We start from the raw sequence: 23,893 nt of genomic DNA, 5'->3' as shown, positions 1-23,893 counted from the left end.
CGTTCCGTAATTCTACCCGATCCTCCGAGCAGGATATGACGGTCACGGCGCGCCTGAGGCATAGCTCTTCCACTGCCTCATTTCCCGGCGCGCGATCCCAGGAGCGATCCAGATGTCCACCAAAGCGCCCAATCCGGTTGACAAATATGTCGGCAGCCGCGTCCGGATGCGCCGCATTATGCTGGGTATGAGCCAGGAAAAACTGGGCGAAGCGCTCGGCCTCACTTTCCAGCAGGTTCAGAAATATGAAAAAGGCACCAACCGCGTCGGCGCCAGCCGCCTGCAGCAGATTTCCGAAATATTGCAGGTGCCGGTGTCGTTTCTGTTCGATGGCGGGCCGAGCGGCGCGGTGAATGGCGAAGGCTTCGGCGAAGGCGCCTCCCCGGCCTATGTGTCCGATTTCCTCGCCACCTCAGAGGGCCTTGCGCTGACGCGAGCGTTCACGCGCATCGGCGACTCCAAAATGCGGCGCTCCATCGTCGAGCTGGTCGAGCAGATCGCGTCGCGCGACGGCCCCGACCCGCGCTGATTTTGATCCGTGGCGGTTTGAGAATTTCGTATTCTGGAATATGCCATCATTCCCCGCTTCGTAATTGCGCATCGGGAAATGACGCCGTATCGGATACGACATGACGACAAACAATCCTTTCGACCCCGCGCCGATCCTCGAGGGCATCCGCCGTTGGGTTGAGATCGAGAGCCCGACCGAAGCACCTGCGCAGGTCAACAAGCTCGTCGACCTCGTCGCTGAAGGCTATCGCGGCCTGCCCGCGACCGTGGAGCGGATCGCCGGGCATTTCGGCTGCGGCGATCATCTGGTGGCGCGCTCGTCATGGGGGCAGGACGCACCGGGAATCCTGGTGCTGAGCCATCTCGATACAGTGCATCCGATGGGGTTCATCGAGCGGCTGCCGTTCCGGATCGACGGCGATAGCGTATTCGGCCCGGGCATCTACGACATGAAGGGCGGCGCCTATCTCGCCTATCATGCGTTTCGGCAGGTCTGCGCCGACGGTGCGCCGCCATCGCTCGGCATCACCCAGCTCTATGTCTCCGATGAGGAAATCGGCAGCCCGACGTCGCGCGCGCTGATCGAGGCCGAGGGACGCAAGGCGAAATACGTGCTGGTCACCGAACCGGCGCGCGACGGCGGCAAGATCGTCACCGGACGCAAGGGCGTCGGGCGGTTCGAGGTTTTCATCAAGGGCGTGCCCTCGCATGCCGGCACCAGGCCCGAGGACGGCCGCAGCGCCATCCGCGAACTCGGCAATGTCATCCAGACGCTCGAGGCAATGAACGATCTTGCGCGCGGCATCACCGTCAATGTCGGCGTGGTCCGCGGCGGCACAAGGCCGAACGTGATTGCGGAAGAAGCCTATGCCGAGGTCGATTTGCGCGTGCCGACGATATCAGATGCCGACGAGCTCGCGTCAAAAATCCTCAATCTGAAATCGCGCACCGAGGGCGTGAGCGTCAAAGTGATCGGCGAGCTGAATCGACCGCCATACGAAAAAAGCAATGCCGGCGCGGCGCTCTACGAGCACGCCAGGACGATTGCGGCGGAGATCGGCTTCGACCTGGTCGATACGTCGACCGGCGGCGGCTCCGACGGCAATTTCACCGCGCCGCATACCGCGACCCTCGACGGGCTCGGCGTCGACGGCCAGGGCGCGCATACCCATTACGAGCAGATGTACATCTCCTCGATCGAGCCGAGGGCGCGGCTGTTGTACCGTCTCTATCAGACGCTGCGATGATGACCGCCCCGCGCGACACCGGCGACCGCGACGCGCCGCCGGATGACGGCGCGTCGGCACATGCGCGCGGCTCGTTCTTCGGCCGCCGCAAGGGCCACAAGCTCCGCATCCACCAGGCCGACCTGATCGATAATCTGTTGCCGCACCTGGCGCTCGATATCGGGGCGCCCGCGCCGCAGCGGCTTACCGACCTGTTCGAAGGCGAAATCGAGGATGTCAGGCTCGAAATCGGATTCGGCGGCGGCGAACATCTGATCGCGGAGGCGCAGGCCTTTCCGAATATCGGGTTCATCGGCTGCGAACCCTATGTCAACGGCATGGCGAAGATCCTGACGCAGATCGAGGCGCACAACATCGGCAATATCAAGCTCTACGCCGGTGATGCCGCGGAGCTACTCGCCTGGGTCCCGCCGCGTTCGCTGGCGCGGATCGACCTGATCCATCCCGATCCCTGGCCGAAGCGGCGGCACTGGAAGCGGCGCTTCGTGCAGGACGCAACGGTCAACGCGATGGCGCGCATACTCAAAGCGGGCGGCGAATTCCGCTTCGTCAGCGACATCGACGATTATTGCGCGTGGACGTTGGCGCATTTGATGCGCAGCTCCGATTTTCTCTGGACGGCTGAGCGCGCCGCCGACTGGCGACAACCCTGGGACGGCTACACCATGACGCGCTACGGCCGCAAAGCCGAGCGCGAGGGACGCGCGGCGGCGTATTTAAGGTTTCGGCGGATTTGAGTCGTCATTCCGGGGCGATGCGCAGCATCGAACTATGGGGCGCCCTTGCGCCCTTAGAATCTCGAGGTTCCGGGTTCGCTTCGCGCCCCGGAACGACGGCGGTCGTTACCCATTTGCTTCTCCCATTATCCGCGCCTTCACGTCGCAATGACGATCAAGCCGGATTACCGCGTCTTCCAGAACGCGACGACGCGCTGGGCTGTCGAGGGCATCAGGCGAACGTAGTTCACCCGCGCGTTTTCGATGTCGGCGGGGGATGCCGTCCGGTTCGGGCCGAGCCGAAGCAGGATCAGCGCGCGTACGGTCGCCCATTCGAGATCGATGGCTTTGCCGGCGATCAGGATCGGATCGTAGCGGTCGCCGCTGATCAGGCGGTCGAGGGTTTCGATCTTGACGCCGGTCATCGCTGACAGCGCGGCGATCGACTCCTCGTATTTGAAGGCCCTGGCAAAGTTGAGCAATGCGCCTTCGCCGAGTGCGCCCTCGCGGTGCAGCTTCAGCACCGTGCGCTGCGCCGGCGCAAAGTCGCGCCGCTCCTCGCGTTCGGGCGGGCCGGTGATGGCGGCCATCGCCTGCTTGATGTCGGCCTGCCGCTCGGGCTTGACGACCTGGAACAGGCGACGACGGATGACGTCGATGGAGCCGGAAAGCAGATCCTTCAATTGTTCGGAAGACAGATCGTCGCGCTGGCCGAGCCTGATCGTCAGCACGCCGTCCTGGCCGGCGCGCTTGATCAGCGTCGAATAGCTGCTCGACGAGAAGGCGGCGCCTGCATTGCCGGCGGCGCGCCTGACAACGTCGCGGTCGCCGCGGGCGACCATGACGTCGGTGAGATCGGTTGAAAGCGCGGGCCGTTCCGCCATCGCCAGCAGGTGATCCTGGCCCTTCACGGACGCAATTTCGAGCAGCATCTTTTCGTCGATAACCGGCGAGCGGCGCAGCAGCGGGCCTGCGATGGCAATTTCATCTTCGCGGGCGAGTTGACCGACCAGGCCGCACGGCGCATTCGCCAGCAGCGACAGCCGCTCGGCGAGATCAGCGCGCGCTTCGAGTTCGGCATGCGGGACGAGACTGGTCAGAACACCGTCGAACAGATCGACATGGTCGGAACGGAAACCCGCCGCCCCCTGCAGGAAAAGCTCGCTGATGCGGCGCGCGGCATCGGCGCGGCGCTTGGGGTCGCCACGACTGATGATGTCGTCGAGTTCCGGGATCAACGATGGTGAAATTATCATAAACCTACCCAAACCGGCCTGAACTGGCAGGTTTTCGGGAAATCTAGGCAGCGTTCATGAATGAAGGGTTAGACATTGCCCCTTCGCTGAAAGCTTGGCAAAATCAGACTTAACGGGATCACGGGCCTTGTCGGATTGCGGAAAAACCGCTATATCCGCGGCAACTTATGGTTCTCATACGATCGCGTATTGAGAGTGGGCCCCCCGGGACCCGCTCTTTTTTATTACCTGAACCTGCCCTGCCCAGAATGGGCGTCAGGCCCGGTTCGGGGAACCGGCCGGACCTCCGGTTAGGGCCCGGCCTAAACCCATGCAAGTAAGACGCTTTTGACCCTGGACATGACCGATCCAACTGCTGTTTCCGTGGATGCCGAGCTGCTGGCCGAGCCCCGTCTCGTCGTCGAGCCGGGCGTGGCGGCGCGGGTGTCGGCTGTGGCCGGACCGGTTCTGCAGGGGATGGGCTATCGGCTGGTCCGGATCAAGATTTCCGCCGAGGCCGGATGCACCGTCCAGATCATGGCAGAGCGGCCCGACGGGTCGATGCAGATCGAGGATTGCGAGGCGATCTCGCGGGCGTTGTCGCCGGTGCTCGACGTCGCCGATCCGATCGAGCGCGCCTACCGTCTGGAGATTTCATCGCCCGGCATCGACCGCCCGCTGGTGCGCCGCTCTGATTTCGAACGCTACGCCGGTCATCTCGTGAAGATCGAAATGGCAGTCGCCCATCAGGGCCGCAAGCGCTTCCGTGGTACGCTCGCCGGTGTCGAAGGCAATGCGGTGCGGCTACATAGGGATGACACACGCGCGGACGAAGATGCCGACGTGCTCCTGGTGATGGAAGACATCTCCGACGCCCGGCTGGTTCTGACCGACGAGTTGATTGCGGAATCGATGCGGCGCGGCAAGCAGGCCGAGCGCGAGCTGAAGCAGAATCTCGGGCTGGTGCCGCCGCCTCCGCCGCACGCAAAAAAGAGCGATCCGGCGACGGGCAAGAAACCGAAGACCGGCAAGAAGCCGGAGCCGACGAATACAAAGAAACACCGCCTCGCTGCAGAGAGACTCCGCAGGGGCGAGATCGATCCTACCGAAGGAGACTAGGCCATGGCCGTCAGTGCCAACAAACTCGAACTGCTGCAGATCGCAGACGCGGTCGCCCGCGAAAAGTCGATCGACCGCGGGATCGTGATCGCCGCGATGGAAGACGCCATCGCCAAGGCGGCCCGCGCCCGTTACGGCAGCGAGACCGACGTTCACGCCGAGATCGACGCCAAGAAGGGCGAATTGCGGCTGTCGCGCCACATGCTGGTCGTCGAGCAGGTCGAGAACTCGTCGAACCAGATTTCGCTGGCGGACGCGCAGCGCGCCAACCCGGGCGCCCAGGTCGGCGACACCATCGCCGACACCCTGCCGCCGCTGGAGTATGGCCGCATCGCCGCGCAATCCGCCAAGCAGGTGATCGTGCAGAAGGTGCGCGAGGCCGAGCGCGACCGGCAATACCAGGAATTCAAGGACCGCATCGGCGATATCGTCAACGGCGTCGTCAAGCGCGTCGAATATGGCAGCGTTATCGTCGATCTCGGCCGCGGTGAAGCCATCATCCGCCGTGACGAAATGCTGCCGCGCGAGGTGTTCCGTAACGGCGACCGCGTCCGCGCATACATCTTCGACGTCCGCCGCGAAACCCGCGGACCGCAGATCTTCCTCTCCCGCACCCATCCGCAATTCATGGCAAAACTGTTCGCGCAGGAAGTGCCTGAGATCTATGACGGCATCGTCGAGATCAAGGCGGTGGCCCGCGATCCCGGCTCGCGCGCGAAAATCGGCGTGATTTCCCGGGATTCCTCGGTGGATCCGGTCGGCGCCTGCGTCGGCATGCGCGGCTCGCGCGTGCAGGCGGTTGTGAACGAACTGCAGGGCGAGAAGATCGACATCATTCCGTGGTCGCCCGACATTGCGACCTTCGTCGTCAACGCGCTGGCGCCCGCCGAAGTCGCCAAGGTCGTGATCGACGAGGACCGCGAGCGGATCGAGGTCGTGGTTCCCGACACCAACAACCAGCTCTCGCTGGCGATCGGCCGGCGCGGCCAGAACGTGCGCCTCGCCTCGCAATTGACCGGCTGGGATATCGACATCCTCACCGAGCAGGAAGAGTCCGAGCGCCGCCAGGCCGACTTCGAGAATTCGACCCGCGTCTTCATGGAAGCGCTGAACGTCGACGAGGTGGTCGGCCAATTGCTGGCGTCGGAAGGCTTCACCTCGGTGGAGGAACTCGCGCTGGTCGACGTCAAGGAACTGGCCAGCATTGAAGGCTTCGACGAGGAAACCGCCAACGAGCTGCAGAGCCGGGCGAAGGAATATCTGGAACAGCTCGAGACGGAGCTGGAAAACAAGCGCAAGGAACTCGGTGTGGATGATGCTTTGAAGACGGTGCCCGGCGTGACATCGAAGATGCTGGTGAAGTTCGGCGAGAACGACATCAAAACGGTCGAGGATCTGGCGGGCTGCGCCACCGACGATCTGGTCGGCTGGACCGAGCGCAAGGAAGGCGGCGAGCCGACCAAGCACCCCGGTATTCTCGACGCCAACGAGATCTCGCGCGACGATGCCGAGCGCTTGATCATGCAGGCCCGCGTCATTGCCGGCTGGATCACCGAGGCGGAACTCGCCAAACAATCCGAGGCGGCCGAGGTCACCGAAGACCAGACGGCGTAATGCGGGTGTTCCGCAAAGCCGAATATCTTTTCTGCGCGCAGACCGTGCGCAGATGACAGGAGCCACTAGACAGGCATGCTCGCTTTGGCTGACCCCGATCTCGACCATGGGCCGCGGACCGACAGGTCCGCGACCATGCGGATGTGCGCGGTCAGTTGCGAGGTACGCCCGATCGACGAACTGATCCGGTTCGTGGTCTCGCCCCAGGGCGAGGTAATCCCCGATTTGAAGCGAAAATTGCCCGGCCGCGGCCTATGGGTCCGGGCCTCGCGGCAGACCGTTGCGGAAGCGGTCCGGCGTCACCAATTTAAGCGAGGGTTCAAGCGCGACGTCCAGGTCGCGGCGACCCTTCCCGCCGATACCGAGGCCCTGCTGGAACGAAGCTGCACCGAGGCGCTGGCCATGGCGGCCAAGGCCGGTCAGGTCATTTCCGGCTTTGCCAAGGTCGAGGGCCTGCTTGAACAGGGCAGGGCCGAAGCCCTGATTCACGCTTCCGACGGCGCGGCCGACGGAATCCGCAAATTGGACGCTATCGCCGGGCAAAGGGGCGGAAATGGCGGCGAATCGCGGCATTTGCCGATTGTTACCGCTTTAACCTCGGCACAATTGGATTTGGCACTGGGCCGGTCAAATGTGATACATGCTGCGCTGCTCGCGGGCCCGGCGAGCAAAACGTTCCTGTCGCGCTGCCAGATCCTGGTTCGATACCGGATGGACGATGACGACAAGACCGGGGATGGCGGCCAGAAATTCTGACTGACGAAGATTGGTTCCGAAGCCCTGCTTCAATGACTGTGCGGATGCGCACAACGTAACGAGATTAGGACTGCTGAATGGTTGATACGAAAACGCCTGGCGACAAGACTCTGAGTGTCCCGACCAAGACCTTGACGCTGAAGCCGCGGGTCGAGACGGGCACCGTGCGCCAGAGCTTCAGCCATGGCCGGACCAAGCAGGTCGTGGTCGAGAAGCGTGGCAAGCGCCGCGTTGGCGGCGACGCGCCCGCAACCGAAACACATGCGCCCGAGCCGGCCGCCGCCAAGCCGGCGCCTGCGAAGGCGCCGCTCGGCCGCCCAGCACCGGCTGCCGCGCCGCGCGGCGGTTCGGGCGTGGTACTGCGCACCCTGACGGAAGACGAGCGTTCCGCCCGCGCCAGCGCGCTGGCCGACGCCAAGGTGCGCGAAGTCGAAGAACGGCGGCTGGCCGAGGAAGAAGCCAAGCGCCGCGCCAGCCGTGAAGGCATCGAACAGGCCGAGCGCGAGGCCGCCGAAGCCCGCCGCAAGGCTGAAGAAGAGCGGCACCGGCAGGAAGAGGAAGCCAAGCGCAAGGCCGAAGTCGAGGCCAAGAAGCGATTTGGCGAGGCCGAGGCCAAGACGACCGCGACGCCGGCACCCGCTGCGGCCCGGCCCGCCGCGGCCCGCCCGGCTGGCGCCCGTCCGACTGCAGCAGCCGTGCCGCCCGCGCGCGCGCCAGGCGTTGCCGCCGACGCTTCCGATGAAGATGAAGGTCCGCGTCAGGTCCGGCGCGGCCCCGGCGGCGCCATGCGTCCCGCGGTGCCCCCCAAGACCACCCACAAGCCGGGCCCGCAGAAGGAACGCGGCCGCCTGACGCTGGTCACCGCGCTCAATGCCGACGACGTGCGCGAACGTTCGATCGCCTCGTTCCGCCGCCGCACCCAGCGCCTGAAGGGCCACGCCGCGAACGAGCCGAAGGAAAAGCTGGTCCGCGAGGTCACGATTCCGGAAGCAATCACGATCCAGGAACTCGCCAACCGCATGTCGGAGCGCGCGGTCGACGTCATCCGCCTGCTGATGAAGCAGGGCGCGATGCACAAGATCACCGACGTGATCGATGCCGATACGGCGCAGCTAATCGCCGAGGAACTGGGCCACACCGTCAAGCGCGTCGCCGCGTCCGACGTTGAAGAAGGCCTGTTCGACGTCGTCGACGATTCCACCGATACCGAGCCGCGCTCGCCGGTCGTCACCGTGATGGGCCATGTCGACCACGGCAAGACCTCGCTGCTTGACGCACTGCGCCACGCCAATGTGGTGTCAGGCGAAGCCGGCGGCATCACCCAGCATATCGGCGCCTATCAGGTGACCTCGCCGGAAAGCGGCAAGAAGATCACCTTCATCGATACGCCCGGCCACGCCGCGTTCACCGCGATGCGCGCGCGCGGCGCCAAGGTCACCGATATCGTGATCCTGGTGGTTGCAGCCGATGACGGCGTCATGCCGCAGACGGTCGAGGCGATCAATCACGCCAAGGCGGCGAAGGTTCCGATGATCGTGGCGATCAACAAGATCGACAAGCCCGACGCCAAGGCGGAGCGCGTGCGCACCGAACTGCTGCAGCACGAGGTCCAGGTCGAATCGTTCGGCGGTGAAGTCGTCGACGTCGAGGTTTCCGCCAAGAACAAGACCAATCTCGACAAGCTGCTTGAGATGATCGCGCTGCAGGCCGAACTGCTCGACCTCAAGACCAATTCGGAACGGCCTGCCGAGGGCACCGTGATCGAGGCCAAACTCGATCGCGGCCGCGGCCCGGTGGCCACCGTGCTGGTTCAGCGCGGCACGCTCAAGGTCGGCGACATCATCGTAGCCGGCGCCGAAATGGGCCGTGTCCGCGCGCTGATCTCCGATCAGGGCGAAAACATCGACGAGGCCGGCCCCTCGGTGCCGGTCGAGGTGCTCGGCTTCAACGGACCGCCGGAAGCCGGCGACCGCCTCGCCGTGGTCGAGAACGAAGCCCGCGCCCGCCAGGTGACGAGCTATCGCGCCCACCAGAAGCGCGAGAACGCCGCCGCCTCGATCTCCGGCATGCGCGGCTCGCTCGAACAGATGATGTCGCAGCTCAAGACCGCGGGCCGCAAGGAATTCCCGCTGATCGTGAAAGCCGACGTGCAGGGCTCGCTCGAAGCCATCCTGGGTTCGCTGGAAAAGCTCGGCACCGAGGAAGTTGCCGCGCGCATCCTGCATGCGGGCGTCGGCGGCATCTCGGAATCCGACGTCACGCTGGCGGAAGGTTTCAACGCCGCGATCATCGGCTTCTCGGTGCGAGCCAACAAGGAAGCCGCGGCGGCCGCCAAGCGCAACGGCATCGAGATCCGCTACTACAACATCATCTACGATCTCGTCGACGACATCAAAAAGGCGATGTCCGGCCTGCTCGCGCCGACGCTGCGCGAAACCATGCTCGGTAATGCCCAGATCCTGGAAGTGTTCAACATTTCCAAGGTCGGCAAGGTCGCCGGCTGCCGCGTCACCGACGGCACCGTGGAGCGCGGCGCCAACGTTCGCCTGATCCGCGACAACGTCGTCGTGCATGAGGGCAAGCTCTCGACGCTGAAGCGCTTCAAGGATGAAGTGAAGGAAGTGCAGTCCGGCCAGGAATGCGGCATGGCGTTCGAGAATTACGGCGACATGCGTGTCGGCGACGTGATCGAGTGTTATCGCGTGGAGACCATCCAGCGCTCTCTGTAAGTCCAAATCTTGCGAAGAGCCTGGGATTTCTGAACTAGACCGTCATGCCCCGCCTTGTGCGCAATTGCGCACCGGGGCGGGGCATCCAGTAGTCGCCGCAATGACTTTGGCCACGGAAAACTGGATCACCCGCTTTCGCGGGTGATGACGACAATTGGGATTTCGACAAATGCCCCGCCATCACAACAAGGATTCCGCCCCCGGCGGCTCGCAACGGCAATTGCGCGTTGGCGAGACCGTGCGCCACGCCCTCGCCGACATTCTATCGCAGGGTAACGTGCACGACCCGGATCTCGAGGGCCACATCATCACCGTTCCCGAGGTGAGGATGTCGCCGGACCTGAAACTTGCGACGATTTACGTGATGCCGCTCGGCGGCCGCGACGCCGATATCGTGATCGCGGCGCTCGCGCGCAACAAGAAGTTCCTGCGCGGCGAAATCGCTCACCGCGTTAACCTGAAATTTGCTCCTGACCTTCGCTTTCGCGTCGACGAACGATTCGACGAAGCGGAACGGATCGAGAAATTACTGAGAACACCTGCGGTGCAAAGAGACCTCGCACCCGATTCGGACGACACGTGATGATTATGCCCACCGCCAACGGCGTGATCGCCCAGCAAACCGCCGATTCACACGACGCTGAAAAAAATATTTTCTCAGATGAGTCCCGCAACGACGGCGAGCGCCGCGTTGACGACGGCGAGCGCCGCGCTGGCGACAGCGAGCGCCGCAGCAACAACGATCCGCGCAACAAGCCGCGGCAGAACAACCAGCCGCGTCGCGACAAGCGCGACGTTCATGGCTGGGTGATTCTCGACAAGCCAATCGGCATGACCTCGACGCATGCGGTTGCCGTGCTCAAGCGCCTGTTCCAGGCCAAGCGCGCGGGCCACGCCGGCACGCTCGATCCGCTGGCTTCCGGCGGTCTGCCGATCGCGCTCGGCGAGGCCACCAAGACGGTGCCTTTCGTGATGGACGGCCGCAAGCGCTACCGCTTCACGGTCGCCTGGGGCGAGGAGCGCGACACCGACGACACCGAGGGCCGGGTTGTCAAAACCAGCGAGCTGCGGCCGTCGGCCGACGCGATCCGGGCGCTGCTGCCGCAGTTCACCGGCCTGATCGAGCAGATCCCGCCGCAATATTCCGCGATCAAGGTCCAGGGCGAACGCGCCTATGACCTGGCGCGGGACGGGGAAACCGTGGAACTAAAGCCCCGGCCGATCGAGATTCACGAATTAACCTTGGTAGAACACGGAGATAGCGGCCAATCCGTGTTCGAGGCCGAGTGCGGCAAGGGGACCTATGTCCGCGCGCTGGCCCGCGATATCGGCCGGATTCTGGGCTGTTTCGGCCATATCTGCGCGTTGCGGCGGACTTTGGTGGGCCCATTCCGCGAGACGGACATGATTCCGCTGGAAGAGTTGGAGGCTTTATGCAATAGAGCCGCGTCTGGCGAGGGAAGCCTCGCCGACGCGCTTTTGCCCGTTGAGACCGCGCTGGACGACATCCCGGCACTGGCCGTCACACGGGCTGATGCGGCAAGGCTCCACCGGGGCCAGGCCGTTTTGTTGCGCGGACGGGATGCGCCCAATAGTAGCGGCACAGTCTATGTCACGGTGGCAGGCCGGCTTCTGGCCCTCGCCGAAATTGGCAATGGCGAACTCATCCCCAAGCGCGTGTTCAACCTGACCGGGCTGACTGCCAGTCCCGGTCGCAGCAATGAGAGAGTTTGACGATGTCGATTACCGCCGAACGCAAAGCGGAAGTCATCAAGACGAGTGCCACCAAAGCCGGCGACACCGGCTCGCCCGAGGTCCAGGTTGCGATCCTGTCGGAACGCATCAACAATCTCACGGGCCACTTCAAGACCCACGTGAAGGACAATCATTCACGCCGCGGCCTTCTGAAGCTCGTGTCGACACGCCGCTCGCTTCTCGACTACATCAAGAAGAAGGACGAGGCGCGTTACAAGGCGTTGCTCGAAAAGCATAACATTCGTCGTTGATTTGAGAGTACGCGCGCGCAGTTTGCGCGCGTTTTCGCATGATCTTCCGAACAACCGGACTCCAGTTTTTGGAGACGATCATGCGCAAGGAGCATCATCCGACAAGGATCATGCTCGACAAACGTCCAGCAGCAATCCGGCCGCTGGACAGGGCAAGGTGCCCGTGACTGCCGAGAGGATGGACGCCATCCGAAAGATGAAGACCATGGCAGGATCGCCGGATGCTGATCTTCTATTGCGATCAGCGTCCCGCAATCTTGCGCATGGTCTTTGTGTTTCTGGGCGCCGCTCTCTCGTGAACCCATGAAAGAAACCGATATGTTCAATAAGCATTCCGTCGAAATCGACTGGGGTGGACGTCCCCTCAAGCTGGAAACCGGCAAGATCGCCCGTCAGGCCGACGGCGCCGTGCTCGCCACCTATGGCGAGACCGTCGTGCTCGCCACCGTCGTCGCCGCGAAGTCGCCGCGCGAGGGCGTCGACTTCCTGCCGCTGACCGTCGACTATCAGGAAAAGACCTACGCCGCGGGCCGCATTCCCGGCGGTTATTTCAAGCGCGAGGGACGCCCGACCGAAAAGGAAACGCTGGTTTCCCGCCTGATCGACCGCCCGATCCGCCCGCTGTTCGCAGACGGCTGGCGCAACGAAACGCAGGTCATCGTCACCGTGCTCTCGCACGACATGGAGAACGATCCCGACGTGGTGGCGATGGTCGCCGCCTCCGCAGCGCTGACGCTGTCGGGCGTGCCGTTCAAGGGACCGATCGGCGCCGCGCGTGTCGCCTTCAGCAACGACGAATACATCCTCAACCCGACGCTCGATGAAATGACCGACACGCAGCTCGAGCTCGTCGTCGCCGGCACGTCGGACGCGGTGCTGATGGTCGAGTCCGAAGCCAAGGAGCTTTCGGAAGAGATCATGCTTGGCGCCGTCATGTTCGGTCATCGCCACTTCCAGCCGGTGATCAAGGCGATCATCGAGCTGGCCGAGAAGGCCGCCAAGGATCCGCGCGAAGTCACCATCATCGACAACAGCGCGATCGAGAAGGAAATGCTCGGCCTGATCGAGCAGGAGCTGCGCTCCGCCTACGCCATCCCGATCAAGCAGGACCGCTACGCGGCGGTCGGCAAGGCCAAGGAAAAGGTGATCGCGCACTACTTCCCGGAAGGGCAGGAGCCGAAATACGACAAGCTGCGCATCGCCGGCGTGTTCAAGGAGCTCGAGGCCAAGATCGTTCGCTGGAACATCCTCGACACCGGCAAGCGCATCGACGGCCGCGATTCCAAGACCGTGCGCAACATCATCGCTGAAGTCGGCGTGCTGCCGCGCGCCCACGGTTCGGCGCTGTTCACCCGCGGCGAAACCCAGGCGATGGTTGTGACCACGCTCGGCACCGGCGAGGACGAGCAGTATATCGACGCGCTGTCGGGAACGTATAAAGAGACGTTCCTGCTGCACTACAACTTCCCTCCCTACTCGGTCGGCGAGACCGGACGCCTCGGCGGCACCAAGCGCCGCGAAATCGGCCACGGCAAGCTTGCCTGGCGCGCGATCCATCCGGTCCTGCCGCCGCACCACGAGTTCCCCTACACGGTGCGTGTGGTCTCGGAGATCACCGAATCCAACGGCTCCTCGTCGATGGCCTCGGTGTGCGGCGCCTCGCTGGCGCTGATGGATGCGGGCGTGCCGCTGAAGCGGCCGACCGCGGGCATCGCGATGGGCCTGATCCTGGAAGGATCGCGCTTTGCGGTTCTGTCCGACATCCTCGGCGACGAGGATCATCTCGGCGACATGGACTTCAAGGTGGCCGGCACCGACCAGGGCATCACCTCGCTGCAGATGGACATCAAGATCGAGGGCATCACCGAGGAGATCATGAAGGTCGCGCTCGGCCAGGCCAGGGAAGGGCGGATCCACATCCTCGGCGAAATGGCCAAGGCGCTCACCAATGCCCGCGCCGAGCTCGGCGAGTACGCGCCGCGCATCGAGACCTTCAAGATCGCGACCGACAAGATCCGTGAAGTGATCGGCACCGGCGGCAAGGTGATCCGCGAGATCGTCGAGAAGACCGGCGCCAAGGTCAACATCGAGGACGACGGCACCGTCAAGGTCGCCTCCAACGACGGCGAGGCGATGAAGGCCGCGATCAAGTGGATCAAGTCGATCGCCTCCGATCCGGAGATCGGTCAGATCTACGACGGCACCGTGGTCAAGGTGATGGAGTTCGGCGCGTTCGTGAACTTCTTCGGTGCCAAGGACGGCCTCGTCCACATCAGCCAGCTCGCTTCGGCGCGCGTGCAGAAGACCTCCGACGTCGTCAAGGAGGGCGACAAGGTCAAGGTCAAGCTGCTCGGCTTCGACGACCGCGGCAAGACCCGGCTGTCGATGAAGGTGGTCGATCAGACCACCGGCGAGGACCTTGAGGCCAAGCAGAAGGCGGAAGGTCAGGCGCCGCGCGAAGCGGCCGGCGAGTAAGGCATCGCTGGAGCCCGGTTCTGATGGATCAGAACCGGGCTCCAGTCTTTCTTTGACGCGTTTTCTTCACGCGAACCGGTACCCACCCACGGATCAAGTCCGAGGGTTTCGCTCGAAAACGCTCTAAAATGTGAACAAAGGGCGGCCGGAAGGCCGCCCTTTTTTGTTATCCGCCTGCGTTACATTGGGAGTATTGAGGCACCTGTGCGGTTCCGCCGCAGGGCGCGAGGACAGAAAATGAAACCCGATTCCGATAGTCACCCGTAGCTTGCCGCGCGCAGCGGCGCACGGCGTCCCGTTCGCAAGGTACCCACACCAATTGCCCACAGGTAAGGAGAAATCGATGTCATTCATGTCCCGGCGCCAACTGATGTTTGCCGCAACCGGTGTCGCTGCCGTTGCGGCAGCCCCCCGTTTCGTATTCGCGCAGGCCGCGGCTCCCGCTGCCGCAGAGGGTCCATTCACGCTGCCGCCGCTTGGTTATCCGACGAATGCGTTCGAGCCTCATATCGACACCAAGACGATGGAAATCCATCACGGCAAGCACCACGCCGCCTATGTCGCCAACCTCAACACTGTCGCCAAGACCAATCCGCGGTTGGGAACAGCGAAGATCGAGGACGTGCTCGGCAATCTGAACGCGCTGGACGACAGCATCAAATTCACCGTCCGCAACAATCTCGGCGGCCACGCCAACCACACCATGTTCTGGGAAATCATGGGCCCGAACGGCGGCAAGCCCGAGGGCGAGGTGCTGGCGGCGATCGACCGCGACCTTGGCGGCATGGAAAAATTCCAGAACGACTTCAACGCCGCGGGCGGGCGCCAGTTCGGCTCCGGCTGGGTGTTCGTGACCGTCAGCAAGGACGGCAAGCTCGCGATCGAGACCCGCCCGAACCAGGATAATCCGATGATGGACGGCAAGCGCGCTTTGATGGGCAACGACGTCTGGGAGCACGCTTATTATCTGAACTACCAGAACCGCCGCGCCGACTATCTGAAGGCGTGGTGGAACACGGTGAACTGGAGCAAGATCGCGGAACGTTATGCCGCCGCGAAGGCCGGTACGCTCGGCGCGTGAGCGCATTCGATGTAAAAAGGGCGGCCTTTCGGCCGCCCTTTGTTTTGTCATTGCGTTTCCGCCAAGCCTCAGGCGACCTCGAACCGATCGAGGTTCATCACCTTGGCCCACGCCGCCACGAAATCCCTGGCGAACTTCTCCTTCGAGTCCGCACACGCATAGACTTCCGCAAAGGCGCGGAGCTGCGCGTGCGAACCGAAGATCAGGTCGACGCGGGTGCCGGTCCACTTGATCGCATTCGTCTTGCGATCGCGGCCCTCGTACGCGCCGTCTGAGCCGGCAGGCTGCCATTGCGTGCCCATGTCGAGCAGGTTGACGAAGAAGTCATTCGTCAGCGTGCCGGGCTTGTTGGTGAACACGCCATGCTTGGAGCCGCCGAAATTCGCGCCGAGAACGCGCAGGCCGCCGACGAGAGCCGTCATCTCGGGACCCGTGAGCCGCAGCAATTGCGCCCGGTCCACCAACGCCTCCTCAGGCTTCATGAACTGATGCTTCTTGCTGCTGACAAAGTTGCGGAAGCCATCGGCACGCGGTTCAAGCGGGGCAAAGGACTCGACGTCGGTCTGATCCTGCGACGCATCCATGCGCCCCGGCGTGAAGGGCACCTTCACGTCAAGCCCGGCATCCTTTGCGGCCTTTTCGACCGCTGCGCAGCCGCCGAGAACGATCACGTCGGCAAGCGAAACCTTCTTGCCGAACTCCTTCTGGATCGCTTCGAGCTTCTGCAGCACCGTCTTGAGTTCGGCCGGCTGGTTGACTTCCCAGTCCTTCTGCGGGCTGAGACGAATACGCGCGCCGTTCGCGCCACCGCGCTTATCGGAGCCGCGGAACGTCGACGCCGACGCCCATGCAGTCGAGACCAGCTGGGACACCGACAGGCCTGAGCTAAGAATCTTCGCCTTCAGCGCGGCGATATCAGCCTCGCCGATCAGCGGATGATCCACCGCCGGGATCGGGTCCTGCCAGATCAGCGTCTCCTTCGGCACCAGCGGGCCAAGGTAGCGCGCGATCGGGCCCATGTCGCGGTGCGTGAGCTTGAACCACGCCCGCGCGAACGCGTCGGCGAGCTGGTCCGGATGCTCGTAGAAGCGCCGCGAGATCTTCTCGTAGGCCGGATCGAAACGCAGCGACAGGTCGGTGGTCAGCATGGTCGGCACATGCTTCTTCGACTTGTCGTAGGCGTCCGGGATCGTGGCTTCCGCGCCCTTCGCCTTCCACTGCTTCGCGCCGGCCGGGCTCTCGGTCAGCTCCCATTCGTTTTCGAACAGGTTCTTGAAGAACTGATTGCTCCACTTCGTCGGCGTCTGCGTCCAGGTGACTTCCGGGCCGCCGGTGATGGCATCGGCGCCGACGCCCGTGCCATGCTTGCTCTTCCAGCCGAGGCCCTGCTCCTCGAGCGCACCGCTTTCCGGGGCCGGCCCCACCAGCGACGGATCGCCGGCGCCGTGGGTCTTGCCGAAGGAGTGGCCACCGGCAATCAGCGCGACGGTCTCCTCGTCGTTCATCGCCATGCGGAAGAACGTTTCGCGGATGTCCTTGGCCGCCGCGATCGGATCCGGATTGCCGTTCGGCCCTTCCGGATTGACGTAGATGAGGCCCATCTGCACGGCGCCGAGCGGCTCGGAGAGCTGCCGTTCGCCGCTGTAGCGTTCGTCACCGAGCCACGTGCCCTCAGGCCCCCAGAACAGCTCTTCGGGCTCCCAGACATCGGCGCGGCCGCCGGCGAAGCCGAACGTCTTGAAGCCCATCGATTCGAGGGCGACGTTGCCCGCGAGGATCATCAGGTCGGCCCACGAGATCTTCCGGCCGTATTTCTGCTTGATCGGCCACAACAGCCGGCGCGCCTTGTCGAGGTTGGCGTTGTCAGGCCAGCTATTCAGCGGCGCGAAGCGCTGCTGACCCGCGCCGGCGCCGCCGCGGCCATCGGTGATGCGGTAGGTGCCCGCACTGTGCCAGGCCATGCGGATCATCAGGCCGCCATAGTGACCGAAGTCGGCCGGCCACCACTCCTGCGATTCCGTCATCAGCGCATGCAGGTCCTTGATCACGGCGTTGAGGTCGAGGGTCTTGAATTCCTTGGCGTAGTCGAACGCCTCGCCCATCGGATCGGACAGAGTGGAATTGCGGTGGAGAATCGAAACGTCCAGCGCGTCCGGCCACCAGTCGCGGTTCGTTGGTCCGCGCGCGCCCGTGAACGGGCATTTGGTTTTGTCATCCATGGTCGTCTCCTAGGGTGGTCCCTGTTCAGATTGGAGGCAATCTAAGCACGACATCCCATCAGGTAAAGTTGATTTTAATGATCGAACCGATAAGATGATCTGATGATCCAGATGACGCTCAGACAGCTCCGCTACTTCGACGCGCTGGTACGTCACGGCCATTTCGGACGCGCGGCAGAGTCATGTTCCATCTCGCAGCCGGCGCTTTCGATGCAGATCAAGGAAATGGAGGAAACCCTCGGCGGCGTGCTGCTGGAGCGCAGTGCACGACAGGTGACGCTGACGAAATTCGGCGAAGAGATCGTCCAGCGCGTCCGTGACATCCTGCGTTCGGTCGACGAACTCGGCGACTTCGCGCGCGCCTCGCGCGACCGGCTCGCGGGCCGGCTGCGCATCGGCATGATCCCGACGATTGCGCCCTATCTGTTGCCGAAGGTGATCGAGAACCTCGCGCGCATGCATCCGGAACTCGACATTCACGTCCGCGAGACGCTGACGCCGAAGCTGATCAAGGAAGTCGCTGAAGGCCGGCTGGATACGGCGATCGTTGCGCTTCCGGTATCCGAACCTTCGCTGACCGAAGTCGCGTGTTTTTCGGAAAATTTCCTGCTGGTGCGGCCGGGCGAGGATGAGGGCACGCCGGTGCCGAGCCACGAGACGCTGCGCGAGATGCGCCTTTTGCTGCTCGAAGAGGGACACTGCTTCCGCGACCAGGCGCTGTCGTTCTGCAACATGCAATCGTCGCCGCCGCGGGAAGTGCTGGACGCGAGCTCGCTGTCGACGCTCGTTCAGATGGTCGGCGCCGGCATCGGCGTCACCCTGATCCCGGAAATGGCGGTCGCGGTAGAAACCCGTTCGGCGCCGGTCTCCGTCGCGCGCTTCAGGAACCCGCAACCGTCGCGAACCATTGGCATGGTCTGGCGCAAGACCAGTCCGCTCGCCGCACAGCTCCAGCAAATCTCCGAAGTGGTTTGCCTCGCAGCCGACGCATTGCGCGAACAGCGCAAGGCGAAATCGCCATTGCGGAAATGACGGGCCTGACGATGCCCGCTTCGGGAGATACCGATTTGCCACAACCCGTCATTCGCCTCGCCCGCGCTGACGAATATGACGAGGTCGCGCGGGTCTGGATGGAGAGCTGGGTATCAACCGGGCTCGAAGACGCCAGCAATTTCCTGCTGGCGAAACTGCGCGCGCGCGTTCCGATGGAGGTCGAGAAGGGCTGGAGCCTCTACGTCGCCGACGTCAATGGAAGATTGGCGGCGATGCTGGCGATGCATTTGCCTGACCGCTATCTCGACCAGCTATTCGTCGCGCCGGAATATCAGGGCAACGGTCTCGGACGCCGATTGCTTGCCTTCACGCGACAACATCTGCCGGATGAAATCTGGCTACGCTGCGTGCGCGAGAACGAAAAGGCATGGCGCTGGTACGAGCGCGAGGGCTTTGTGTTCGAGAAGGAGCAGGTCGAGCCGATGACCGGCTTCGTGATGAAGTATTACCGATGGAAGAAGAGCAACTGATCCGAGGCGTGCGAAGCATCTTCGCCTTGCGCATCGCTTGCGCACGCTCTAGTTTCACAATGGCCCCGATGCGCTTTGCGCTTCGGGCCTTGCTGGCCGCGAGCCGAGACCAGACCATGCCAGCGATGCCTAGAGCGACACTCCGGTATCATTTCAGTTCGCCAGTCGTGACGCTGACGCAATCCTGCGCGACATTTCGCAATTGATCCGAAAGGGAAACGTCTGATGATAAAGCTTTACTGGTCGCCCCGCTCCCGCTCCATCTCCGCGATCTGGCTGCTGGAAGAGACCGGGCTGCCTTACGAGCGCGTGCTGACGGATATTTCGACCGGCGCGCAGAAGGCACCGGAATATCTCGCGATCAATCCGATGGGCAAGGTGCCGGGGCTGAAGGATGGCGACGCGGCGCTCGGCGAAGCCGCCGCGATCTGTGCCTATATCGCCGACCGCTATCCGGAAACCGCACTGGCGCCGGCCGTGACCGATCCGCTGCGGGCGAGATATCTGCAGTGGCTGTTCTTTTCGCCCAGTTGCATCGAGCCGGCGCTGATCCAGATGTTCACGAAACTGGAGGTGCCGCCGAGCACGGCGGCGTGGGGCAGCGCGACGCAGACGTTCGACGTGCTCGATGCCGCCTTGCAAAAGGGTCCATGGATTCTCGGCGAAAAATTCTCCGCGGCCGACATCATGCTGGGCTCAGGCCTGAACTTCGCGGTGCGGGCGTTCAAGATGGTGCCGCCACGGCCGTCGTTCGACGCCTATATCGACCGCTGCGTGGCGCGCCCGGCGTTCCAGCGTGCGGAGAAGATCGCGGCGGGATGAAGTGAACGTAGCCCGGATGCAGCGAAGCGCAATCCGGGAGTAATGCGCCGCTTGCGAGATGTCCCGGATTTCGCTTCGCTGCATCCGGGCTACAAGATCCTACTCCGCCTTCAGTTCTTCCGGGCGCGGCATCGAAATCACGTTATAGCCGGAATCGACATAGTGGATTTCGCCGGTGACGCCGCCCGAAAGGTCGGACAGCAAATAGAGCGCGGAGCCGCCGAGTTCTTCCAGCGTCACGCCGCGGCCGAGCGGCGAATGCTTCTGCTGGAACGCGAACATCGCGCGTGCGTCGCCGATGCCCGAGCCCGCCAGCGTACGCACCGGACCCGCCGAGATCGAATTGATGCGGATCTTGCGCGGGCCGAAATCGGCAGCGAGATAGCGCACGGTGGCTTCAAGCGCAGCCTTCGCCACACCCATCACGTTATAATTCGGCATCACGCGCACCGAGCCGCCGAAGGTCAGCGTGATCATCGAGCCGCCGCTCTCCGGCATCAGTTCGGCCGCGCGCTTGGCGAGCTCCGTAAAGGAGAAGCAGGAGATCAGCATGGTGCGCGAGAAATTCTCGCGCGTGGTGTCGGCATAGCGTCCCTTCAACTCGTTCTTGTCGGAGAACGCGATGGCATGGACGAGAAAATCGAGATGGCCCCATTTGGCCTTGAGTGCCGCGAATACGGAATCGACGCTCGCAATATCCTCGACGTCGCACGGCAACACGGTGTCTATACCGAGCGATTGCGCCAGGGGCTTGACGCGCTTGCCCAGCGCATCGCCCTGGTACGTGAAGGCCAGTTCGGCGCCCTGCGCGTGCAGCGCTTTCGCAATGCCCCACGCGATCGAATGATCATTGGCGACGCCCATGATCAGTCCGCGCTTGCCTTTCATCAGGTCTTGCATCGTACGCTCGCTCCCATTTCTTCGACGTCATCACACGCGAACGCGGGTGATCCAGTATTCCAGAGGGTCAGTGATTTAGCCGAGAGGCTGCGGCGTACTGGATGCCCCGCCCCAGTGCGCAATTGCGCATAAGGCGGGGCATGACGAGTACATCACGCATCCATCCGCTTGAACACCAGCGTGGCGTTGGTGCCGCCGAAGCCGAAGGAGTTCGACAGCACGGTGCCGAGCTTGGCATTGTCGATGCGCTTGCGCACGATCGGCATGTCGGCGAAGATCGGATCGAGCTCGGTGATGTGAGCGCTCTCGCAGACGAAGCCATTGTTCATCATCAGAAGCGAATAGATCGCCTCCTGCACGCCGGTGGCGCCGAGCGAGTGACCGGTCAGCGCCTTGGTCGCCGAGATCGGCGGGCACTTGTCGCCGGTGCCAAAGACCTTGCGTATCGCCTCGATCTCCGGGGGATCGCCGGCCGGCGTCGAGGTCGCATGCGGATTGATGTAATCGATCGGTGTCTTCACGGTTTCGAGCGCCATGCGCATGCAGCGCTCGGCGCCCTCGCCCGACGGCGCGACCATGTCATAACCGTCTGACGTGGCGCCATAGCCAACCACTTCGGCGTAGATGCGCGCGCCGCGCGCCTTGGCGTGCTCGAGTTCTTCCAGCACCACCACGCCGGCGCCGCCGGCAATGACGAAGCCGTCGCGGTTGACGTCGTAGGGGCGCGAGGCCGTGGCGGGCGTGTCGTTGTATTTCGAGGACATCGCGCCCATCGCGTCGAACAGCACCGACAGCGACCAGTCGAGCTCCTCACAGCCGCCGGCGAAGATCACGTCCTGCTTGCCGATCTGGATCGTCTCATAGGCGTTGCCAATGCAATGGTTCGAGGTCGCGCAGGCCGACGAGATCGAATAGTTCACACCCTTGATCTTGAACCAGGTCGCGAGCGTGGCCGACGCCGTTGACGACATCGCCTTCGGCACCGCGAATGGCCCAACCCGTTTGGGCCCCTTGCTCCGGGTGATGTCGGCCGCTTCCACGATGGTGCGCGCGGACGGCCCGCCGGAGCCCATAATGATGCCGGTGCGGACGTCGGAGACTTCCGTGGGCGTCAGTCCGGAATCCTGGATCGCCTGCTCCATCGCGATGTGATTCCATGCTGCGCCCTCGCCGAGGAAGCGCATCGCGCGGCGGTCGATGACGTCGGCCGGATTGATGGTCGGCGCGCCCTGCACCTGCGAGCGGAAGCCCAGCTCGGCGTACTTGTCGGCGCGCTTGATCCCGGATTTTGCGTCGTGAAGGCTCGCAAGCACTTCCTGGGTGTTGTTTCCGATGGACGAGACAATGCCCATCCCCGTTATGACAACCCGCTTCATGATCGCCTCGCCCTACCGTTTCCGTTCGTCAGTGAAGATATTTGATTGCATGATCGGCGCCGCTCAGGTGGGCGCGGTGCCCTGCTTGAACAACCCGACCTTCAGGTCCTTGGCGCGATAGATAATCTCGCCATCCATGGAAAGCCAGCCGTCGGCAACGCCAAGCACCAGCTTTGAGCGCATCACGCGTTTCATGTCGATGTTGTACACAACCTTGCGAGCGTTCGGCAGCACCTGGCCGGAGAACTTCAGTTCGCCCAATCCCAGTGCCCGGCCGCGTCCTTCGCCGCCGATCCAGCCCAGGTAGAAGCCGACCATCTGCCACATCGCGTCGAGGCCGAGACATCCGGGCATGACCGGATCGTTCTTGAAATGGCAGCCAAAGAACCACAGGTCCGGCTTCACATCGAGTTCGGCGCGGATCAGGCCCTTGCCGAATTCACCCCCATTCTCGCTAATTTCGGTGATGCGGTCGAACATCAGCATCGGCGGCAGCGGCAATTGGGCATTGCCCGGGCCGAACATCTCGCCTCGGCCGCAGGCCAGCAAATCCTCGTATTCATAACCGCCGCGCCGATCCAGCATCGTATCCAGCCTCTCATTAGATGTCCCGATGGAGCGCTTTCTGAGCGAACCGGACCCGTTTCCCTACGGGAGAACGTCTGCTTCCCGCAATTCGGCGCTACTTAGGGTGCTATCGGCATTAGCCTCTGCCGAAATCGCATATGTGGTCCGCGCGCTCTGTAACATAGGCATCAATGCCCGGCAAAGCACTGGAACGGGCTAAAACGCCGCGTTGGTGCGCTCGTTCCCCCTTAACCTTGGGCGGGTTCTAGTTGCGAAAAACTTGCATCTACCTGATTTCCTTTTATATTGGGCAAGAATATTGCCCAAGTTAGCGCGTGGTGCCCGAAGTGGACATGAACGACCAAGCCCCGACCCCGAACGACGACGGTATCGATCCGGCCGCCCGCGCCGCCGGACATCAGCCGGCGTTGACCGGCTGTCCCTGGCACGACGTCAACGAAATGCTGCAGGCCGCCGGTCTCCGGCCCACCCGCCAGCGCATGGCACTGGGCTGGCTCCTGTTCGGCAAGGGCGCCCGCCATCTGACCGCGGAAATGCTGTACGAGGAAGCGACGCTGGCCAAGGTTCCGGTATCGCTGGCGACCGTCTACAACACGCTCAATCAGCTCACCGATGCCGGCCTGCTGCGTCAGGTCTCGGTCGACGGCACCAAGACCTATTTCGACACCAACGTCACCGCACACCACCACTTCTATCTCGAGAACAACCACGAGCTGGTCGACATTCCCGATCCGCACTTGGTGCTGTCGAAGATGCCGGACGTGCCGGAAGGCTACGAGATCGCCCGCGTCGACATGGTCGTGCGCCTGCGCAAGAAGCGCTAGCTGTCGCGGTCGTCCCTGCGAACGCACTAGCTGATGCACACATCGTGGCTGCGACGGAATGACTCGCCCGTTGATTTGGCCTTCCCGGGCGAAGAGTCACTGTGATTCTGTGTCTGGCACTTCGATTCCATTGAGGTGCCAAGATGTTGAACG

General features: G+C 63.3%; 21 protein-coding genes. 16 read left to right on the top strand and 5 right to left on the bottom strand.

The features are described 5' to 3' along the window. Positions 1–112 precede the first annotated feature (112 nt). From GWE18_RS38985 to trmB, 3 genes are all read left to right on the top strand, one after another. Positions 113–529 (top strand): helix-turn-helix domain-containing protein, encoded by a 417-nt coding sequence (locus GWE18_RS38985; protein WP_057848638.1) that lies wholly within the window; start codon positions 113–115, stop codon positions 527–529. Positions 530–629: 100 nt separating this feature from the next. After that, positions 630–1,757: a M20 family metallopeptidase gene (locus tag GWE18_RS38980; RefSeq protein ID WP_275190847.1), complete on the top strand. Its 1,128-nt coding sequence runs from the start codon at positions 630–632 to the stop codon at positions 1,755–1,757. After that, complete coding sequence (gene trmB, locus GWE18_RS38975) at positions 1,754–2,494, top strand: tRNA (guanosine(46)-N7)-methyltransferase TrmB (RefSeq protein WP_275190846.1); 741 nt, start codon at positions 1,754–1,756, stop codon at positions 2,492–2,494. Before GWE18_RS38980 ends, trmB begins: the two co-directional genes overlap by 4 nt. A 164-nt stretch (positions 2,495–2,658) precedes the next feature. Here the strand turns inward: trmB and GWE18_RS38970 are convergent, their stop codons facing one another. Then, positions 2,659–3,729, bottom strand: coding sequence for a DUF2336 domain-containing protein (locus GWE18_RS38970; RefSeq protein WP_275190845.1), 1,071 nt, complete (start codon positions 3,727–3,729; stop codon positions 2,659–2,661). Positions 3,730–4,068: 339 nt separating this feature from the next. Between GWE18_RS38970 and rimP the strand changes: the two genes are divergently transcribed. The 9 genes from rimP (at position 4,069) to GWE18_RS38925 (ending at position 15,488) form a co-directional block, all read left to right on the top strand. After that, positions 4,069–4,827 (top strand): ribosome maturation factor RimP, encoded by a 759-nt coding sequence (gene rimP, locus GWE18_RS38965; RefSeq protein ID WP_275190844.1) that lies wholly within the window; start codon positions 4,069–4,071, stop codon positions 4,825–4,827. Between the two features lie 3 nt (positions 4,828–4,830). Then, entirely contained in the window at positions 4,831–6,441 is a 1,611-nt protein-coding gene (gene nusA / locus GWE18_RS38960; protein ID WP_275190843.1) for a transcription termination factor NusA, read from the top strand. A gap of 75 nt (positions 6,442–6,516) precedes the next feature. Continuing rightward, entirely contained in the window at positions 6,517–7,197 is a 681-nt protein-coding gene (locus GWE18_RS38955) for an RNA-binding protein (RefSeq protein WP_275190842.1), read from the top strand. 77 nt (positions 7,198–7,274) lie between these two features. Beyond that, on the top strand, positions 7,275–9,926 hold the full coding sequence (infB, locus tag GWE18_RS38950; protein ID WP_275190840.1) for a translation initiation factor IF-2: 2,652 nt from the start codon (positions 7,275–7,277) through the stop codon (positions 9,924–9,926). Positions 9,927–10,095: 169 nt separating this feature from the next. Further along, positions 10,096–10,509, top strand: coding sequence for a 30S ribosome-binding factor RbfA (gene rbfA / locus GWE18_RS38945; RefSeq protein WP_275190839.1), 414 nt, complete (start codon positions 10,096–10,098; stop codon positions 10,507–10,509). Continuing rightward, entirely contained in the window at positions 10,509–11,660 is a 1,152-nt protein-coding gene (truB, locus tag GWE18_RS38940; protein WP_275190838.1) for a tRNA pseudouridine(55) synthase TruB, read from the top strand. Before rbfA ends, truB begins: the two co-directional genes overlap by 1 nt. A gap of 2 nt (positions 11,661–11,662) precedes the next feature. Beyond that, on the top strand, positions 11,663–11,932 hold the full coding sequence (rpsO, locus tag GWE18_RS38935) for a 30S ribosomal protein S15 (protein WP_057854808.1): 270 nt from the start codon (positions 11,663–11,665) through the stop codon (positions 11,930–11,932). Between the two features lie 318 nt (positions 11,933–12,250). After that, the gene (gene pnp, locus GWE18_RS38930; RefSeq protein ID WP_057854809.1) at positions 12,251–14,407 is read left to right on the top strand and encodes a polyribonucleotide nucleotidyltransferase; all 2,157 of its coding nucleotides are present in this window, start codon (positions 12,251–12,253) and stop codon (positions 14,405–14,407) included. A gap of 343 nt (positions 14,408–14,750) precedes the next feature. Next, the gene (locus GWE18_RS38925; protein ID WP_275190837.1) at positions 14,751–15,488 is read left to right on the top strand and encodes a superoxide dismutase; all 738 of its coding nucleotides are present in this window, start codon (positions 14,751–14,753) and stop codon (positions 15,486–15,488) included. A gap of 68 nt (positions 15,489–15,556) precedes the next feature. On the opposite strand, the gene katG is transcribed toward GWE18_RS38925, so the two are convergent. Beyond that, positions 15,557–17,707 carry a catalase/peroxidase HPI gene (gene katG, locus GWE18_RS38920; RefSeq protein ID WP_275190836.1) on the bottom strand — a complete coding sequence of 717 codons (2,151 nt, stop codon included), beginning with the start codon at positions 17,705–17,707 and terminating at the stop codon, positions 15,557–15,559. Between the two features lie 102 nt (positions 17,708–17,809). Between katG and GWE18_RS38915 the strand changes: the two genes are divergently transcribed. The 3 genes from GWE18_RS38915 to GWE18_RS38905 all read left to right on the top strand — a co-directional run bounded on the left by GWE18_RS38915 (position 17,810) and on the right by GWE18_RS38905 (position 20,052). Continuing rightward, positions 17,810–18,739, top strand: a complete 930-nt coding sequence (locus tag GWE18_RS38915) for a hydrogen peroxide-inducible genes activator (protein ID WP_057854812.1) — start codon at positions 17,810–17,812, stop codon at positions 18,737–18,739. 35 nt (positions 18,740–18,774) lie between these two features. After that, positions 18,775–19,230, top strand: coding sequence for a GNAT family N-acetyltransferase (locus GWE18_RS38910; protein WP_275190835.1), 456 nt, complete (start codon positions 18,775–18,777; stop codon positions 19,228–19,230). Positions 19,231–19,455: 225 nt separating this feature from the next. Further along, a complete protein-coding gene (locus tag GWE18_RS38905; protein WP_275190834.1) occupies positions 19,456–20,052 on the top strand; it encodes a glutathione S-transferase family protein in 597 nt (198 codons plus the stop codon). A gap of 99 nt (positions 20,053–20,151) precedes the next feature. Here GWE18_RS38905 and fabI read toward each other — a convergent pair whose 3' ends face one another. The 3 genes from fabI to fabA all read right to left on the bottom strand — a co-directional run bounded on the left by fabI (position 20,152) and on the right by fabA (position 22,913). Further along, positions 20,152–20,952: an enoyl-ACP reductase FabI gene (fabI, locus tag GWE18_RS38900; RefSeq protein ID WP_275190833.1), complete on the bottom strand. Its 801-nt coding sequence runs from the start codon at positions 20,950–20,952 to the stop codon at positions 20,152–20,154. A gap of 152 nt (positions 20,953–21,104) precedes the next feature. Then, positions 21,105–22,328 carry a beta-ketoacyl-ACP synthase I gene (fabB, locus tag GWE18_RS38895; protein ID WP_275190832.1) on the bottom strand — a complete coding sequence of 408 codons (1,224 nt, stop codon included), beginning with the start codon at positions 22,326–22,328 and terminating at the stop codon, positions 21,105–21,107. 63 nt (positions 22,329–22,391) lie between these two features. Further along, complete coding sequence (gene fabA, locus GWE18_RS38890) at positions 22,392–22,913, bottom strand: 3-hydroxyacyl-[acyl-carrier-protein] dehydratase FabA (protein ID WP_057854816.1); 522 nt, start codon at positions 22,911–22,913, stop codon at positions 22,392–22,394. 335 nt (positions 22,914–23,248) lie between these two features. On the opposite strand from fabA, the gene irrA reads away from it, so the two are divergent. Continuing rightward, a complete protein-coding gene (irrA, locus tag GWE18_RS38885; RefSeq protein ID WP_057854836.1) occupies positions 23,249–23,740 on the top strand; it encodes an iron response transcriptional regulator IrrA in 492 nt (163 codons plus the stop codon). Positions 23,741–23,893 lie beyond the last annotated feature (153 nt).

It is taken from the genome of Bradyrhizobium sp. CSA112 (genome assembly GCF_029051645.1).
Classification (GTDB): domain Bacteria; phylum Pseudomonadota; class Alphaproteobacteria; order Rhizobiales; family Xanthobacteraceae; genus Bradyrhizobium.
The sequence above is the reverse complement of the archived record's forward strand: the minus strand, read 5'-3'. Positions and strand labels throughout refer to the sequence as shown.